This window comes from Nocardioides sp. T5, from assembly GCF_048161455.1.
Lineage (GTDB): Bacteria > Actinomycetota > Actinomycetes > Propionibacteriales > Nocardioidaceae > Nocardioides.
Map to the genome: position 1 here is coordinate 3,457,668 of NZ_CP182415.1, position 14,446 is coordinate 3,472,113.

The window sequence follows — 14,446 nt, forward strand, 5'->3', positions numbered from 1 at the left end:
CCAGGGCCGACACCCACTGGAGGACCCATGCGAACGCTCTGCCACGACCTGCCCGCCTCGACCCCCGGCGAGGAGGTCACCCTCGAGGGCTGGGTGCACCGGCGCCGGCACCTCTCCCGCGTCACCTTCCTCGTCCTGCGCGACCGGAGCGGGCTGGCGCAGGTCGTCCTGCCCGCGGGCACCGCGGTGCCGTCCGAGGAGACGACCGTGCGGGTCACCGGCACGGTGACCGCCAACGAGCAGGCGCCCGGCGGCACCGAGGTCACCGACGCCACCGTGGTGGCGTTGACCGAGGAGGCGGTGACACCGCCGGCCGAGCTGTGGCGACCGGGCCTCGACGTGTCGCTGCCCACGCTGCTCGACCACGCCCCGGTGCTGTGGCGCCACCAGGCCCAGCGCGCTCGCTGGGAGCTCGCCGCCGCATCGCTGCGCGGCTTCCGGTCCACCCTCGACGGACTGGGCTTCACCGAGGTGGCCACGCCCAAGGTCGTGGGTACGGCGACGGAGTCGGGCGCGAACGTGTTCCCGGTCGACTGGTTCGGACGACCGGCGTACCTCGCCCAGAGCCCGCAGTTCTACAAGCAGCAGCTGGTCGGCGTCTTCGAGCGCGTCTACGAGGTCGGGCCGGTCTTCCGCGCCGAGCCGCACGACACGGTGCGCCACCTGGCCGAGTACCGCTCGCTCGACGTCGAGCTCGGCTTCATCGAGGACCATCGCGACGTGCTGGCGGTGCTGCGCTCGGTGCTGGCCGGGATGGTCGCAGCGGTGGCGACCGAGGCGGCCGCCGTCGACCGAACCGGCGCACGGCTGCCGGTCGTGCCCGAGGAGATCCCGGTCATCCACTTCCGCGACGCGCTGGCGCTCGTCGGGGCCCCTGCCGACGAGCCCGACCTGGCACCGGAGCACGAGCGCGCGCTCGGCGCGTGGGCGCTCGCCGAGCACGGCAGCGACTTCGTGGCAGTCGAGGGCTACCCGATGGCGAAGCGGCCGTTCTACACGCACCCGTGGCCCGGCGACGAGCAGTGCTCCCACAGCTTCGACCTGCTCTTCCGGGGCCTGGAGCTCGTGACCGGTGGCCAGCGGCTGCACCGTCCCTCGGACTACGAGCACGCGCTCCGGGCGCGCGGCGAGGACCCGGCTGCGTACGACTCCTACCTGCAGGCGTTCCGCCACGGGATGCCGCCGCACGGCGGGTTCGCGATCGGGTTGGAGCGCTGGGTCGCGCGGCTGGTCGAGGCCGCGAACGTCCGCGAGGTGACGCTCTTCCCGCGCGACCTCCACCGGCTGACGCCGTAGGTGGGTTATTCGTCGACGGCGTCGGGGTTGGTGCAGATCACCGTGTCGCTGGGGGTGTAGGTGGTGCTGAACACCTCGTCCGTGCGGTCCTCGGTGTTCTCGCCGACCGGCTCGAAGTAGCGCACCACGTCGATGTCGAACCCACCGAAGCCCTCGTTGGGGTGGCAGGTCAGCGAGTCGATGCGCCGGGTCTCGGGCTGGGTGAGGTTGTGGCGCTCGCCGGTGCTGGTCGTGATGTCCCACCACTTGGTGGAGTACATCGTCACGGTCACCGCACCGGACGACGACGGCGTCGAGTTCGTGAACGAGGTGTCGATGAGCACGCCGTAGGGGGTGTCGTTGCGGAACCGCAGGTCGACGGCACCCCACGCGACGGTCGCCTCGCGCCCGATCGGGTAGCGGTCGATGTAGAACGAGTGCGGCTTGTGCTCGACGTCCTCGAGGCCGGCGAAGAACATGCCGTTGAACAGCGTCGTGGCCATCTGCGAGACGCCGCCACCGAGGTCCTGCACGAGGATCCCGTCGTTGATGACGTAGCCCTTGGTGAAGCCGTTGGCCTCGGTGCGCTCACCGACGGTGTCGTTGAGGGAGAAGGTCTCCCCGGGCTTGAGCAGGGTGCCATCGACGATCTCCGCGGCGCGTCCGATGTTGACGTTGCGGTACTCCGCGTAGGGGAAGTAGGTCGTGAAGGTCGAGACCTCTTCGCGGACCCGCAGGTCGCGGGCCTCCTTGGTGGTGAAGTCCGGCTTGGCGACCTGGGCGGTCAGGGCGAGGGTCCGCTCGCCCTGCGGCTGGGCCACGACGCCGAGGAAGCCGGCCTCGAGCTCGGCCGGGTCGAAGGTCACACCCGGCTTGGCCGGCACGACCTGCGGACGGCCCCCGACCAGCGCGACCGTGGCGTCGACGGGAGCGCCCTGGGTGACCCGGCTGTCGACGACCTCCGACAGCTTCGCGGCATCGAGCGTGGGCACCAGCTCGCCGTCGGTCGGGACCAGCGAGAGGGCGGCCGTGTAGTCGGCTGGGAACACCTTGACGTCCGAGCCCTCGAAGGTGAGCGTCACTGGGGCGGCGACCGCTGGGGACGCGAACTGGTCGAGCGCCTCCTGCACGTCGGAGCCGTCGATCGCGGGCTGCACCTCGGCCATCTCGAGGGCCACGACCTCGGGCGACTCCTCCAGGAACGCGCCCTCGAGGGCCGTCAGGGTGTCGCTCGGGTCGAGCGCCCGGCCGGGGCGCGGGTCGGTGGTCTCGATGCGTGCGCCGGCGAAGGCGATCGCCCCGTCGCGCGCAGTGGCGCCGTGCTGCTCGTCGAGGCCGGCCAGGAAGGCGTTGAAGGTGGGCTCGTCGACCTCGACCTCCGCCTCGGAGGACTCTCCGCCGGTGAAGTAGCTCCAGAGCCGGACCGGGTCCCAGCTCTCCTCGCCGCCGGCCTCGGCGACGGACGCCTCGTAGTCGACCGAGAGGCCGGCCTGGGCGGGATCGACGGCCACCTCCTCGCCGTCGACGGTGGTCGCGATGTCGCGCGCGACGCGGTCGGCGAGCCCCGCACGGAGCCGCTCGGCGGCCTCGTCCTGGGGGTGCCCGCCGATGCGGACACCGGCCACGGTCGTGTTGCGCGGGACCTTGTCGCCGGCGACGTAGTGCGCGGCGACGTAGAGCCCGCCGAACAGCACCACGAGCCCGAGGAGCAGCCACAGCACGACCTTGGCGCCCGCCTTCTCGCGGGGCTGCGCGTCACTGGTCTGGTTCTTCGGCACGCGGCGAGTCTAGGAGGGCAGACCCCGAACTCCCGGATCGTCGGCGCGCCCCCGGTCGTCCACCCCGGGCGTACGACGTCCCGTTGCCGCGGTCGTCACCGCCGCCACCAGCAGCACCACCGAGCCGGCCAGGAACGACCACCCGACCGCGTCGCCGCCGATCAGGAAGCCACCTCCCGGACGCTCCAGGGCGCCCCGCAGCACGGGCACGCACCAGCCCGCCGCGAACGCCAGCCTCACACCCCCTGCAGGCAGCCAGGCGAGCGTGGCGAGCGCGGCACCGAGGGCCAGGGCGAGGCCCCACCAACGCTGGTGCACGAGCGTGCCCGCGGCGCCGGACACCAGCCCGACGACGAGGGCCGCCAGCCCGAGCCCCGCTCTCACCGGGCCGCCCTCACAGACCCGCGAACAGGTCCTCCTCGAACCCGTCCGCACCGGCCGCGCCGGGGGTGCCCTTGGCCAGGCGGTAGTACTCGTCGGACCACCACGAGTGGCCGCTCTCGGCGCCGGCGAAGAAGTGGCCGTCCTGCTCGACCTGGGTGGCGTGCTTGGCCAGGGCGTCCATCTTGCGCTGGACGGTCGCGGCGCCGTCGACGCGGGCGCTGATGAGCTCGTCGGGGGTCACGAACGGCGGCAGCTTCCCGTCGGGCTCCATCCCCGCGAACGTCTCGGTGTCACCGGACTCGCGGAGCTGGCGCAGGCTCTCCCGCATGCGCGACTCGCTCATCGCGGTCCAGTAGATCTTCGCGACGTCGTGCGGCTCGCCGAGCTCGAGCCGGTAGGACGGCACGGCCGCCAGCTGGGCGGCGTACATCGCGACCCGGTGGGCCTGGATGTGGTCGGGGTGGCCGTAGCCGCCGAACTGGTCGTAGGTGACGAGCACCTGCGGGCGCACCTCGCGGATCACCTTCACCAGCTCGTCGGCGGCCTCGGTGAGGTCGGCGTTCCAGAAGGCGTTGTCGGGGATCTCCTCGGCCGCGATCGCGTGGCCCTCCTCGTGCCAGGCCATGCCCGAGTCGTGGAAGCGGCCGAAGCCGCCCAGGAAGCGGTGGTCGGTGACGCCGACGACCTTCATCGCCTCGTCGAGCTCGCCGCGGCGGTGCTCGCCGAGCCCGCCCTTGTCCTCGTAGGCGAGGTAGGACAGCTCGGGCACGAGCACCTCCCCCATCTCTCCGGCGGTGCAGGTGACGAGCGTGACGCCGACGCCGTCGTCGACGTAGCGCGCCATGGTGGCGCCGTTGTTGATGCACTCGTCGTCGGGGTGGGCGTGGACGAGGAGCATGCGGCGGTCGGGACGGTGCGTCATGGGTGTCAGCCTAGGTCTGGGCGCTTGATGCGCTTGGGCGCGGTCGGCAGGTGCAACGGCGGCGAGGGGGCGCCCTGTTCCCGAGGTGGCTCGGCGCCGTCGTCCTCGTCGAGCCAGCCGTCGTGCGTGTCGACGAGGACCTCGAGCATGAACGCCGGGGCGTCGCTGAGGACCGCCCACGGGTGGTCCTCGTCGTCGTCCTCGCCCGCCAGCCGCTCGCGCTCGACGTGTGCCTCGAAGCCGTCCGCGCGGAGCCGGTCGACGACCGCCCGCGCGTCGTCCTCGTCGAAGAAGATCGCCCTCACGGGGGTCATTCTCCATCGGGCCGGGTCTCCACCGACGCGGCTGGCTAGTGTCGTGGGATGACCACCGCCTCGGAGTCGCCGTACGTCCAAGGGGTGCACCTGCGCCGCACCGACGAGAACGTCCGCGAGATCGCGGCCCTCGCCTCGGTGCTCGGCGAACCGACCGGGCTCGACGGGCTGCTGGGCGACCTCAAGTACGACGTCCGGCGGGCCCGGGTCGTGCCCCGGCTGCTCGGCCGGGCCGTGCGCGAGGCCTACCGCTGGGACGACTACGACGAGCGCGACGAGCAGTGGTACCCCCAGGGCATCTCGACCAGCGCCGACTCCTCCGACACCGAGGACATCGGGGGTCGACGGGTGGTGGTGACGACGTGGTACTCCACCGGCCGGGACGGCGTGAAGCGCGGCTCGCGGGTGACCTTCGTCGACCTCGACTCCGGGAAGTACCGCCACGTCCTGCTGGTCTCGCCGGTCTTCGACACGACCGGCCGCCTCACCCTGCGGCCGATGAAGATCCACGCCGGCGGCATCGTGTGGGCCGGCCCCTACCTCCACGTCGCGGCGACCGGACGCGGCTTCGTGACCGCGCGCGTCGACGACATCATGCGGGTGGCCGGGGACGACGACCACCCGGACCGCTTCGGCATCGAGGGCTCGTCCCTCTACTCCTACGGCCACCGCTACGTCCTGCCCGTGCGCTTCACCTACCAGGCCTTCGCCGACGAGGGGCACGAGAAGCTGCGCTACTCCTTCATGTCGCTCGACCGGCGCTCCGAGCCGCCGGCGCTGCTGGCGGGTGAGTACGCCCTCGACCCCGACGCCACGACGCGGCTCGCCCGCTACGAGCTCGACCCGGCGACGTGGCAGCTCGCCTCGGGCGACGACGGCTTCTCCCGACCGCTGGCGATCGACGAGGGCGGGGTCAGGCAGATGCAGGGTGCCGTCCTGGCCGGAGGCCGCTACCACGTCACGGTGTCGCACGGTCCGTGGATGCCGGGCAGCGTGTTCGCCGGCCGGCCCGGCTCGATGCGCGAGCGACGCTGGGCACTGCCGATGGGCCCCGAGGACCTGACCTACTGGCCCTCCACCGACCGGATCTGGTCGCTCACCGAGCACCCGCGCCGGCGCTGGATCGTGTCGATGGACCGGCGCTTCTTCGACTGAGGTCAGGAGCGCGGCTGCATCGCCAGCTGGCGGCTCTGCGCGACGAGCCGGCCCGCGGAGTCCCAGACCTCGCAGTCCTCCTCGAACATCCCGCCGGCGACGTTGCGGGTGCGGTGGGAGACCTTGAGCCAGCCGGGTGCCGGGACGGCCCGGACGTGGACGGTGAGCTCGAGGGTCGGCGCCCAGCCCGGACGACCGAGGTCGAAGGTGACCGGCGGCAGGGCGTCGCACACCATCAGCAGGCCGACCGGGTCGACGTCGTGGCCGTCGGCCATCCGGAACCACGCCTGGATGTGGCCGTTGCCGCTCGGCGCGCCCATCGCCCACCCGACGCAGGCGGGGTCGATGCGCATGTCGAAGCGCTCGAGCAGCGGCGCAGTCCGGCGTACGTCGTCGGGCGCGAGGGAGGCCGCGACGCACTCCTCGATCGGCGGCAGGGTCGGCTCCTCGGCCGTGGTGGCCACGTCGGACGGCATCGACCGCAGGTCACCGTAGGTCGCGAGGGCGGTGATGCGGGTGTCGCCCTCCTGGCCGAGCTCGGCAGCCACGGTCGCGACCGAGCCGCCCTCGCGGAGCACGCGGGTGGAGACCTGGGCGGGACCGGGGCGGGAGGCGGAGAGGTAGTAGGCGCTGACCGTGAGCGGGTGCGGCTTGGCCGGGACGGCCTCGGCGACCGCCCGGCCGACGACCCCGAGGAGGTAGCCGCCGTTGACACCGCCCCCGACCACCCAGCCGGGGTCGAGGTCGGCGCCGAAGAGGCCGTCGCCGGCCGCGGTCAGGGAGGTGTGGGTGTCCCACTCGGAGGCCATCCTCCGAGCCTAGGTCCGGCTCACCTCAGCGCGCGCGGAGCCACCTGGTGACCTGCGGCACACCGTCGAGCCAGCCCAGCTCGGCGGCGTACAGCGCCCGTCGCCCGCGCTGTCGCGGCTTGTGGTCCCACTTCCCGGTCCCGGAGCACGGGAGCGCGGTGCCGCGGCAGGTCCAGCCGTGCAGGAACATCGTCAGCTCGCCGTCGCGCCGCTCGACCAGGTCGGCGCCCCCCGGCCCGCACAGGCCGGTGGTCGTCGTGTCCAGGAACACCCCGCCCACGGCCGCCGTCCAATCGAGCAGGGCGGTCGAGCGGCGCCAGGTCGTCGCGTAGCCGCAGCGCGTCCAGTCGCCTTCGGAGGACAGGAGCACGTAGCCCTCAGGCCGCAGGGTGAGCACGGGGTTCTCCAGGACGCCCTCGGAGCGCATCAGCTCGAGGCTCGTCGCCCCGGGCCTCACCGACTGCCCGTCGCGGGTCAGGGCGACGAGGCGGACGCTGGACGGGATCCGGTCGGTCTTGTAGAGCAGGTACGACGACCCGTCGGCGTCGCGGAAGAAGGACGGGTCGATCACCCCGGCGCGCGGCAGCGTCGGGTCGCGCGGCAGCAACGGGTCCTGCGCGGTCGGCGTGCTGGCGTACGACGGGCACACGAGCGGGGCGCTCCCCACGGGCCGGAACGGGCCGCGGGCGGCGCGCGAGCGGGCTACCCCGATGCAGCGGCCGTGCTCGCCCATCCCCTTGACCGGGGTGGCGTAGTAGAGGAGCCAGCGGCCGCGGACCCGCGCCACGTCGACCGCCCACACCCCGCCCTGGCGCGACCAGGACGGCTTGTGGGTCAGCAGGCCGGGTCCGCGCCGCCACGGGCCGTCGGCCTTGCGCGACCAGGCGTGCGGCACCAGGTCACCGGTGGCGTAGGCGACCAGCCCGCCGGGCGCGGCGACGACCGCCGGATCGGGGAAGTCGACGTTGAGCACCGGGCGCGGCACCCACTCCTCGGCGGGCGCGGCGGACGCGGGACGGGCCAGCGACAGCAGGGACGCGGCGAGCAGCAGCACGAGCAGGCGCGCTGCTCCTCGGTTCGGCACCGGGGGAACCTACCCCGGCGTCGGTTCACGCGGGCAACATCCGGCGCAGTGCCTCGATGCTCCAGCGGGGCGCGACCCCGTCGGCGGCCGCCAGGTAGCCGGCGCGGGCGTCGGCGTCCAGCCCGAACCCGTCCGTCAGGCCCTCGAGCATCGTGCGGACGTACGCCGCCGACGGCGCGGCGGCCGTCGGGACGCGCGTGCCGGTGAGGGTGAGGAGGCGGTGCCCGTCGAGCTCGCCCAGGTCGAGCAGGACGTCGTAGGTGCGGGAGAGCCCGTGGCGGGTCGGCCGGCCGTCGGCGGCGAGGACCAGGTCCGCGCCCACCGGTCGCCGCGCCTCCTGCGCGACGAGGTCGCCGAGCTGGTCGAGGCCCAGCAGGTAGGCACGCGCGTGGACGACGCCGTCACCACCGGGGACGAAGAACGCCATCCCGCCTCCCCACACCCCCGACTCCCCCGCGAAGGACAGGCGACCGGGCAGCTGGACGGGCCGATGGGCTCGGGGCGGGGACGGGTCGCGACACCCGTCGTAGTCGCGGGCGGCTCCCGGAGGCCGCCCGCCGGAGAGGTAGCAGCCCAGCCGCGCCGGAGACAGGTTCGTCCCGTAGGCGGCGTACCAGACGGGGGTCCCGGGGTCGGTCACGTGGCCATGGTCCCCGGCACGAGGGCCAGCGTGGCCTCCTCGAGCAGTGCCTCCGTGGCGTCCTGGTAGGTCTGCCAGGCCTGCTCGGGGCTGTCTCCGATCGCCGTCATGCCGAGCCTGCCGCACTCGGTGACGCAGCTGAGCATGTGGAACACCACACCCGTCTTGCGGGAGTGGTCGAAGTGCAGCCGCTTGCGCACCACGACGTCGAACACGTCGCGCGGGGTGAGCGCCTTGAGCCGGTCGTCCTCGAGGTGGTCGGTCGCGACCAGGAACTTGGGGGTGCCGGACGCGTCCCGGTAGAGCCCGGCGCCGCCGTCGTACTCCCCTCCGACGAGGAACTGCAGGGTGAGGAAGGGGTGCGTGGTGCCGCCCTTGCGGAGGTTGAGCTCGATCGCGTGGGCGGTCCAGTCGCCGACGCCGTCGCGGACGGTGACGAAGTCGACGGCGAAGCGCCCCAGCACGCCGCGCGCGGCGAGGTCGCGCCCGACGACCATGGCCGGCTCGGAGATCAGGCGGGAGTACGCCGGGTCGGCGGGGAACACGCAGCCGAGGTACTTCTGCCCGCTCGCTCCCCCGAGCAGCTGGTCGTGGGTCGACAGGAGCTCGACGGACCGATCGGGCAGCACCCGCATCTGGACGCTCGGGCTGGTGAGCGCCGTCCCGGTGATCCGCTCCTCGACCACGCCGCCGAGGCGCTCGAAGCCGGCGAGGAACTCGCTCACGGCCAGGTCCGCCGCCTCGGGCCGCAGCTCGCCGATGCGGTCGCGCACGGCGGGCTCCTCGTCGGGGTCGCCGGGGGCGGGCAGCCCGCTGACGTCGACGAGCGCGTTGCCCGACCCGGACACGCCCTCGTTGATCTTCACGATGACCTCCGCCAGGGACGGCAGCGCGGCCCGCATCCGCCTCGTCGCGGACACGAGGTCGTCCACCGTGCGGAGGCCCTCGGCCCCGGCGGGCGCGCGGACGCCGGCCTCCGCGAACAGCCGGCGGCACCCGGACTTGCTGCCGAGCGACGCCAGCCGCGGGTCCGACCCGTACATCGGGATGCCGAGGCTGATCGCGACGTCGCGCTCGAGCTCGGTCGTCGTGTAGGGGATCAGGTGGCTGACCGACCGGTCGGGGACCAGGTCGCGGATGCGGTGCAGCACCCGCGGCCGGTCGAGCACCTTCTGGCTCAGCGGCCGCACCGACGCGTCGCCGACCGACACCAGTCGCAGCCGCCGGCGCGCGTTGCTGGGGATGACGCCGGGCAGCAGGGCGAGGTAGTAGTCGACGATCTCGTCGGCGATGGGCGAGGAGGTGACGTAGACGAGGGTCAGCATCGGCTGCCGCAGGAGCAGCAGCTGGAACAGCGCACGCTCCTCCATCGCCTGCATCAACGTCCCGCTCGTCGCCGTCGAGCTCTCGAGGCTGATCGACGGCACGACGACCGCCGACTCCCCGGGCCGGTCGGTCCGCATGGCGTCCCACACCTGCGGCAGGTGCTGCTGCAGGTCGTCGAAGGCGGCGTAGCGCTGCTCCTCGTCCAGGTCCGCCAGGGTCGTCGCAGCGCCCGCCACCGTGTCCATCCGCCTACCTCCCGGTCGTCTCCAGCACGTCGTGGACCCGCACGGGCCGGCTGAAGCCCTTGGGCTGCACGTCGCCGACCACGTCGGCCGCGACCCGCTCCTCGACGTGCGCCAGCACGCGGTCGGTCACCAGCACCTGCCACGGACCGGCGTCGGAGCAGAGCCGGGCCGCGAGGTTGGTGACGCTGCCGATGGCCGCGTAGTCCGAGCGACCGGGATATCCGATCCGACCGAGCGTGGCGAACCCTTGCGCCACACCCACCCCGAGCGACAGGTCGTGCCCTCGGCGCGCCCAGCCGGACGCGAGACGTCGTACGTCCTCCCGCACCGCGAGCGACATCGCGATCGCCGCCCCGGCCGGCTCGGGCACGGGGACGGGGTCGTTGAAGAAGACCATCACGCCGTCACCGGTGAACCGCTCCAGCGTCCCGCCGTGCTCCTCGATCCGCGCCCCGAGCGCCAGGTGGAACTCGCCGAGCACGTGCATCACCTCCTCGGGCTCCGAGGCCTCGGCGAAGGAGGTGAAGCCGCGGAAGTCGCAGAAGACCACGACGATCTCGCGGCGGTGGCTGGCCAGGAGTCCCTCGTCGTTGACGACGACGTCGGCCAGCTGCGGCGACAGGAAGCGGCGCAGCCGGCCCATGCGCTCGATCTCCTCGACCTGGGCGGCCACCCGGTCCTCGAGCTCGCGGTTCCAGGTGGCGATCTCGGCCGCCTGGCGGCGGACGGTGTCGTGGTAGCCCTTGATCCGTGCGAGCGACCGGACCCGCGCCAGCAGCTCGGACTGGTCGAAGGGCTTGGTGATGAAGTCGTCGGCGCCGGCCTCGAGCCCCTCGAGCCGCTGCGCGCCGCCACCAGCGGTGATCATCACGACCGGGAGGAACTCGGTGCGGGGGTCCTGCCGGATCCGGCGGCAGACCTCGCACCCGTCCATGCCGGGCATCTGCACGTCGAGCAGGACGACGTCGACGGCGGTCGACGCGAGCAGGTCGAGCGCCTCCGGCCCGCTCGAGGCCGACAGGACCTCGAAGCCCCGCGGCGAGAGCACTGCGTCGAGGAGGCGGAGGTTCGTCGGCTGGTCGTCGACCGCGAGCACGGTCCGGCGGGGCAGGACCTGGCCGGTCACGACCCTCCTCCGGCCAGGAAGCGCTCCACGTGCCCGGGGAGCGACCGCGGGCTGATCGGCTTCTCCAGGTAGCCGTCGAACCCCGCGCTCCGTGCCCGGTCGCGGTCCTCGGCCATCGCCAGGGCGGTCACGGCGACGACGGGCACGCCGTCGGGCAGGACGCCGTCACGCAGGCGGCGCAGCGTCTCGTGGCCGTCGATGCCCGGCAGCTGCAGGTCGAGCAGCACGAGGTCGGGCGGCTCGCTCGCCGCGGACGCCACCCCCAGCTCGCCCGTGGCCGCCGCTGCCACGTCGTAGCCGGCGTGCTCGAGGACGTCGCGCACCAGCTTGAGGTTGAGCGCGTTGTCCTCGACCACCAGGACCTTGGGGCTCACGACACACCACCGCCTCGGGCCTTGTTCCATGGCACCGTCCCTGCAGCCCCCGCTTGTCGAGTGTGCTCCCGCGGTGCGGCACCGGCAAGCCCTGAATTGGGGGAAGGGCGGCTCAGTCCCTCAGGGTCGCAGCGTGACCGGCAGCGTCTCGAAGCCGCGCAGGATGCGGGTCTCGCGGCGGCGGGCACCGGGCTCGAGCCGCAGGTCGGGGAAGCGTTCCCAGATCGCCCGCAGCCCGACCTCGCCCTCCATCCGCGCGAGCTGGGCGCCGAGGCAGTGGTGGCGACCGGCGGAGAAGGAGATGTGGTCGCGCGCGTTGGGGCGGGCCACGTCGAAGCGCAGCGGGTCGGCGAAGACGTCGGGGTCGCGGTTGGCACCGCCGAGGATCGCGGTGACCATCGACCCGCCGCGCACAGCCCGACCCGCGACCTCCGTGTCGCGGACCGCCATGCGGCCGGTGAGCAGCACGGGCGGGTCGAGCCGCAGCGCCTCCTCCACGACGTTGGGCCACAACGACGGGTCGGCGCTCACGCGGGCCCGCTCGTCGGGGTGGTCGTGCAGCAGCGCGATGCCGTTGCCGAGGAGGTTGACGGTCGTCTCGAAGCCGGCGGCCAGGACCAGCCCGGCCGTCGCCTTCAGCTCGGTCTCGTCGAGCCCGCGGCCCTCCTCGCGGACGGCGACGAGCTGGCTGAGCAGGTCGTCGCCCGGCGTCCGGCGCAGCGTCTCGAGGTGCCGGCCGAGCCAGGCGTCGAACTGCGCGAGCGCCCGCGCGACGGACCGGTAGCGCCGGAAGCCCAGCCCGAGGTCGAGGCTCGGCGCGGCGGCCGAGCCGAAGTCGAGCACCTGGCCCCGCTCCTGCTCGGGCACCCCGAGGATCTCGGCGATGACGGTGACCGGCAGCACCGAGCAGTAGGTCTCGACGAGGTCCACGGGGCCGGACGCCTGCGCCTCCAGCGAGTCGAGCAGGTCGGCGGCGATCTCCTCGGTCCGCTCGCGCAGCCGCTCCACCGCCCGCATGGTGAAGACGCGGGTGACGAGCTTGCGGTAGCGGGTGTGGTCGGGCGGCTCGGTCACCAGCAGCGACGGCGGCTCGACCGGGTGGAGCGTGCTCGGCGCGGCCCACCGGGAGACCCGACCGAGCGGACCCTGCGCGGTCGGCAGCCCGGTGCGGAAGTCGTCGCTGGTCAGCACGTGGCGTACGACGGCGTGGCTGGTGGTGACGTGGCCGATGCGGGAGCGGTAGAGCGGGCCGTGCGACCGGATCTCCTCGACGAGGTCGAACACCTCGTCGGAGCCGGTCGCGCCGAGCCGGATGAGCCGGGCCTGCAGGTCGCCCCGCGCAGCCGCGCGACGCAGGAACAGCGTCGGCAGGCCGTGCGCGACGCCCCAGTGCACCGCCGACCTGATCTCACTGGTGGGCGCCGCCATGACCCGAGGGTAGTGCTGCCTAGGCTGGCGGCCATGTGGCTCGCGGTCGACCTCCTGCTCGTCGCCGTCTTCGCGGCGATCGGGCGGGCGAGCCACGACGAGTCGCTCACCGTCGCTGGCTGGTGGACGACGGCGTGGCCGTTCCTCGCCGGCACGCTGCTCGGCTGGGCGGTGCTCCTTGCCGCCCGGCGGCCGCCGGCCGCGGTGACGTCCGGACTCGTCGTGTGGGCGGGGGCGCTCGTCGGGGGCATGGTGCTGCGTCAGGTGAGCGGGCAGGGCACTGCGACCGCGTTCGTCGTGGTGGCCACGCTCGTCCTGGGGGCGTTCCTGGTGCTGCCGAGGTTCGGTGCGAGGTTCGGTGCCCGTGGCTGACGCCGACGCCCGCCCCCGCGGCGCCGTACGCTCCACCGGCCTCGCGTTCGGCGTCCTCCTCGCCGCCGTGGCCCTGGTCTCGGTCAACCTGCGGCCCGGCGCGTCGTCGGTCGGACCCGTGCTCGAGGAGCTGCGGACCGGGCTCGGCATGAGTGCCGCGGTCGCCGGAGCCGTGACGGGCCTGCCCGGCCTGGTCTTCGGCCTCGTCGGTGCCGTGTCGGTGGCTTTCGCGCGCAGGGTCGGGATGACCGCGGGCATCACGCTCGGCCTCGTCGCGGCTGCACTCGGCCTGCTCCTGCGCGCCACGGCGACCGACGTACCGGTGTTCCTGCTGCTCACCGTCGTCGGACTGGCCGGGATGGCCGTCGGCAACGTCCTCGTGCCCGCGTGGATCAAGGCCCACGGGCACACGGTCGCGCTGATGACCGTCTACGGCACCGGCCTCGTCGTCGGCGCCACCCTCAGCTCCGTGGCGACGGCAGCCGTCAGCGAAGCGGCCGGGTCGTGGCGGGCCGGCCTCGGAATGTGGGGCCTCCTGGCGGTGCTCGCCCTGCCGCTGTGGGCGTGGCTCACCGTCCACGAGCGCCGCTCCCCCGCCGAGCACGAGGTCAACGGCGACGCGGCCCCCAGCGGGCGCATCGTCCACTCGCCGACCGCGGTGGCCCTGACCGTCCTGTTCGGCGTGCAGTCGATGCACGCCTACGTCCAGTTCGGCTGGCTCCCGCAGGTCTACCGCGACGCCGGTATCTCCGCCTCGCACGCCGGGGCGCTGCAGGCCCTGCTCTCGAGCGTCGGCATCGCCGGCGCCCTCGTCCTGCCCACGATCATCGCCCGCGGACGCGGGCTGCGGGCGATGGCGGTGTCGTTCGGGGTGCTCCTCGCCCTCGGATACACCGGCCTGCTCCTCGCGCCGGCCACCCTCCCGTGGCTGTGGGCGCTGATGCTCGGCTACTCCGGGCTCGCCTTCCCGACCGCGATCGCCCTCATCGCCGCCCGCACCCGCCACCCATCGGTGACCGCGCAGCTCTCCGGGTTCGTGCAGCCGGTCGGCTACGCCCTCGCCGCCGTCGGCCCGTTCCTCGTCGGCCTGGTCCACGAGGCCACCGGCGGCTGGACGCTCATCCTGGTGCTGCTCGCCCTCACCTCGGTGCCGCTCACCGTCGCGGGCGTGCGCGTCGCGCGACCGACGTACGTCGACGACGAGATCTGACCCG

General features: G+C 73.6%; 15 protein-coding genes. 4 read left to right on the forward strand and 11 right to left on the reverse strand.

The genetic code is table 11. The features are described 5' to 3' along the window. Nucleotides 1-27: 27 nt before the first annotated feature. A complete protein-coding gene (aspS, locus tag ACNKF0_RS16895; RefSeq protein ID WP_416953996.1) occupies nt 28-1,296 on the forward strand; it encodes an aspartate--tRNA(Asn) ligase in 1,269 nt (422 codons plus the stop codon). Between the two features lie 5 nt (nt 1,297-1,301). On the opposite strand, the gene ACNKF0_RS16900 is transcribed toward aspS, so the two are convergent. The 4 genes from ACNKF0_RS16900 to ACNKF0_RS16915 are packed head-to-tail and all read right to left on the reverse strand — an operon-like array spanning nt 1,302 to nt 4,664. After that, nucleotides 1,302-3,053 carry a VanW family protein gene (locus ACNKF0_RS16900; RefSeq protein WP_416953998.1) on the reverse strand — a complete coding sequence of 584 codons (1,752 nt, stop codon included), beginning with the start codon at nt 3,051-3,053 and terminating at the stop codon, nt 1,302-1,304. 9 nt (nt 3,054-3,062) lie between these two features. Further along, a complete protein-coding gene (locus ACNKF0_RS16905; RefSeq protein WP_416954000.1) occupies nt 3,063-3,437 on the reverse strand; it encodes a hypothetical protein in 375 nt (124 codons plus the stop codon). A gap of 10 nt (nt 3,438-3,447) precedes the next feature. Continuing rightward, the gene (mshB, locus tag ACNKF0_RS16910) at nt 3,448-4,359 is read right to left on the reverse strand and encodes an N-acetyl-1-D-myo-inositol-2-amino-2-deoxy-alpha-D-glucopyranoside deacetylase (RefSeq protein ID WP_416954002.1); all 912 of its coding nucleotides are present in this window, start codon (nt 4,357-4,359) and stop codon (nt 3,448-3,450) included. A gap of 5 nt (nt 4,360-4,364) precedes the next feature. Continuing rightward, nucleotides 4,365-4,664, reverse strand: coding sequence for a hypothetical protein (locus ACNKF0_RS16915; protein WP_416954004.1), 300 nt, complete (start codon nt 4,662-4,664; stop codon nt 4,365-4,367). 57 nt (nt 4,665-4,721) lie between these two features. On the opposite strand from ACNKF0_RS16915, the gene ACNKF0_RS16920 reads away from it, so the two are divergent. After that, on the forward strand, nt 4,722-5,828 hold the full coding sequence (locus tag ACNKF0_RS16920) for a hypothetical protein (RefSeq protein ID WP_416954006.1): 1,107 nt from the start codon (nt 4,722-4,724) through the stop codon (nt 5,826-5,828). A gap of 2 nt (nt 5,829-5,830) precedes the next feature. On the opposite strand, the gene ACNKF0_RS16925 is transcribed toward ACNKF0_RS16920, so the two are convergent. From ACNKF0_RS16925 to ACNKF0_RS16955, 7 genes are all read right to left on the reverse strand, one after another. Further along, nucleotides 5,831-6,637, reverse strand: coding sequence for a thioesterase family protein (locus ACNKF0_RS16925; RefSeq protein ID WP_416954008.1), 807 nt, complete (start codon nt 6,635-6,637; stop codon nt 5,831-5,833). Nucleotides 6,638-6,662: 25 nt separating this feature from the next. Continuing rightward, nucleotides 6,663-7,721, reverse strand: a complete 1,059-nt coding sequence (locus ACNKF0_RS16930; RefSeq protein ID WP_416954010.1) for a family 43 glycosylhydrolase — start codon at nt 7,719-7,721, stop codon at nt 6,663-6,665. A gap of 25 nt (nt 7,722-7,746) precedes the next feature. Then, nucleotides 7,747-8,361 (reverse strand): histone deacetylase, encoded by a 615-nt coding sequence (locus ACNKF0_RS16935; RefSeq protein WP_416954012.1) that lies wholly within the window; start codon nt 8,359-8,361, stop codon nt 7,747-7,749. Further along, nucleotides 8,358-9,932: a peptide ligase PGM1-related protein gene (locus ACNKF0_RS16940; RefSeq protein ID WP_416954014.1), complete on the reverse strand. Its 1,575-nt coding sequence runs from the start codon at nt 9,930-9,932 to the stop codon at nt 8,358-8,360. The genes ACNKF0_RS16935 and ACNKF0_RS16940 overlap by 4 nt, the downstream gene beginning before the upstream one ends. Nucleotides 9,933-9,936: 4 nt before the next feature. Continuing rightward, a complete protein-coding gene (locus ACNKF0_RS16945) occupies nt 9,937-11,058 on the reverse strand; it encodes an adenylate/guanylate cyclase domain-containing protein (RefSeq protein WP_416954016.1) in 1,122 nt (373 codons plus the stop codon). Beyond that, nucleotides 11,055-11,432 (reverse strand): response regulator, encoded by a 378-nt coding sequence (locus tag ACNKF0_RS16950; RefSeq protein ID WP_299925236.1) that lies wholly within the window; start codon nt 11,430-11,432, stop codon nt 11,055-11,057. Before ACNKF0_RS16950 ends, ACNKF0_RS16945 begins: the two co-directional genes overlap by 4 nt. A 120-nt stretch (nt 11,433-11,552) precedes the next feature. Continuing rightward, a complete protein-coding gene (locus ACNKF0_RS16955) occupies nt 11,553-12,860 on the reverse strand; it encodes a cytochrome P450 (protein WP_416954018.1) in 1,308 nt (435 codons plus the stop codon). A gap of 33 nt (nt 12,861-12,893) precedes the next feature. Between ACNKF0_RS16955 and ACNKF0_RS16960 the strand changes: the two genes are divergently transcribed. Both ACNKF0_RS16960 and ACNKF0_RS16965 read left to right on the forward strand, forming a co-directional pair. Beyond that, on the forward strand, nt 12,894-13,232 hold the full coding sequence (locus ACNKF0_RS16960) for a DUF3054 domain-containing protein (RefSeq protein WP_416954020.1): 339 nt from the start codon (nt 12,894-12,896) through the stop codon (nt 13,230-13,232). Continuing rightward, on the forward strand, nt 13,225-14,442 hold the full coding sequence (locus ACNKF0_RS16965; RefSeq protein WP_416954022.1) for an MFS transporter: 1,218 nt from the start codon (nt 13,225-13,227) through the stop codon (nt 14,440-14,442). The genes ACNKF0_RS16960 and ACNKF0_RS16965 overlap by 8 nt, the downstream gene beginning before the upstream one ends. Nucleotides 14,443-14,446 lie beyond the last annotated feature (4 nt).

Coding starts and splice junctions, on each gene's coding strand:
- aspS (WP_416953996.1), top strand. CDS start 28: ATGCGAACGCTCTGCCACGACCTGCCCGCCTCGACCCCCGGCGAGGAG.
- mshB (WP_416954002.1), bottom strand. CDS start 4,359: ATGACGCACCGTCCCGACCGCCGCATGCTCCTCGTCCACGCCCACCCC.
- ACNKF0_RS16920 (WP_416954006.1), top strand. CDS start 4,722: ATGACCACCGCCTCGGAGTCGCCGTACGTCCAAGGGGTGCACCTGCGC.
- ACNKF0_RS16925 (WP_416954008.1), bottom strand. CDS start 6,637: ATGGCCTCCGAGTGGGACACCCACACCTCCCTGACCGCGGCCGGCGAC.
- ACNKF0_RS16940 (WP_416954014.1), bottom strand. CDS start 9,932: ATGGACACGGTGGCGGGCGCTGCGACGACCCTGGCGGACCTGGACGAG.
- ACNKF0_RS16955 (WP_416954018.1), bottom strand. CDS start 12,860: ATGGCGGCGCCCACCAGTGAGATCAGGTCGGCGGTGCACTGGGGCGTC.
- ACNKF0_RS16960 (WP_416954020.1), top strand. CDS start 12,894: ATGTGGCTCGCGGTCGACCTCCTGCTCGTCGCCGTCTTCGCGGCGATC.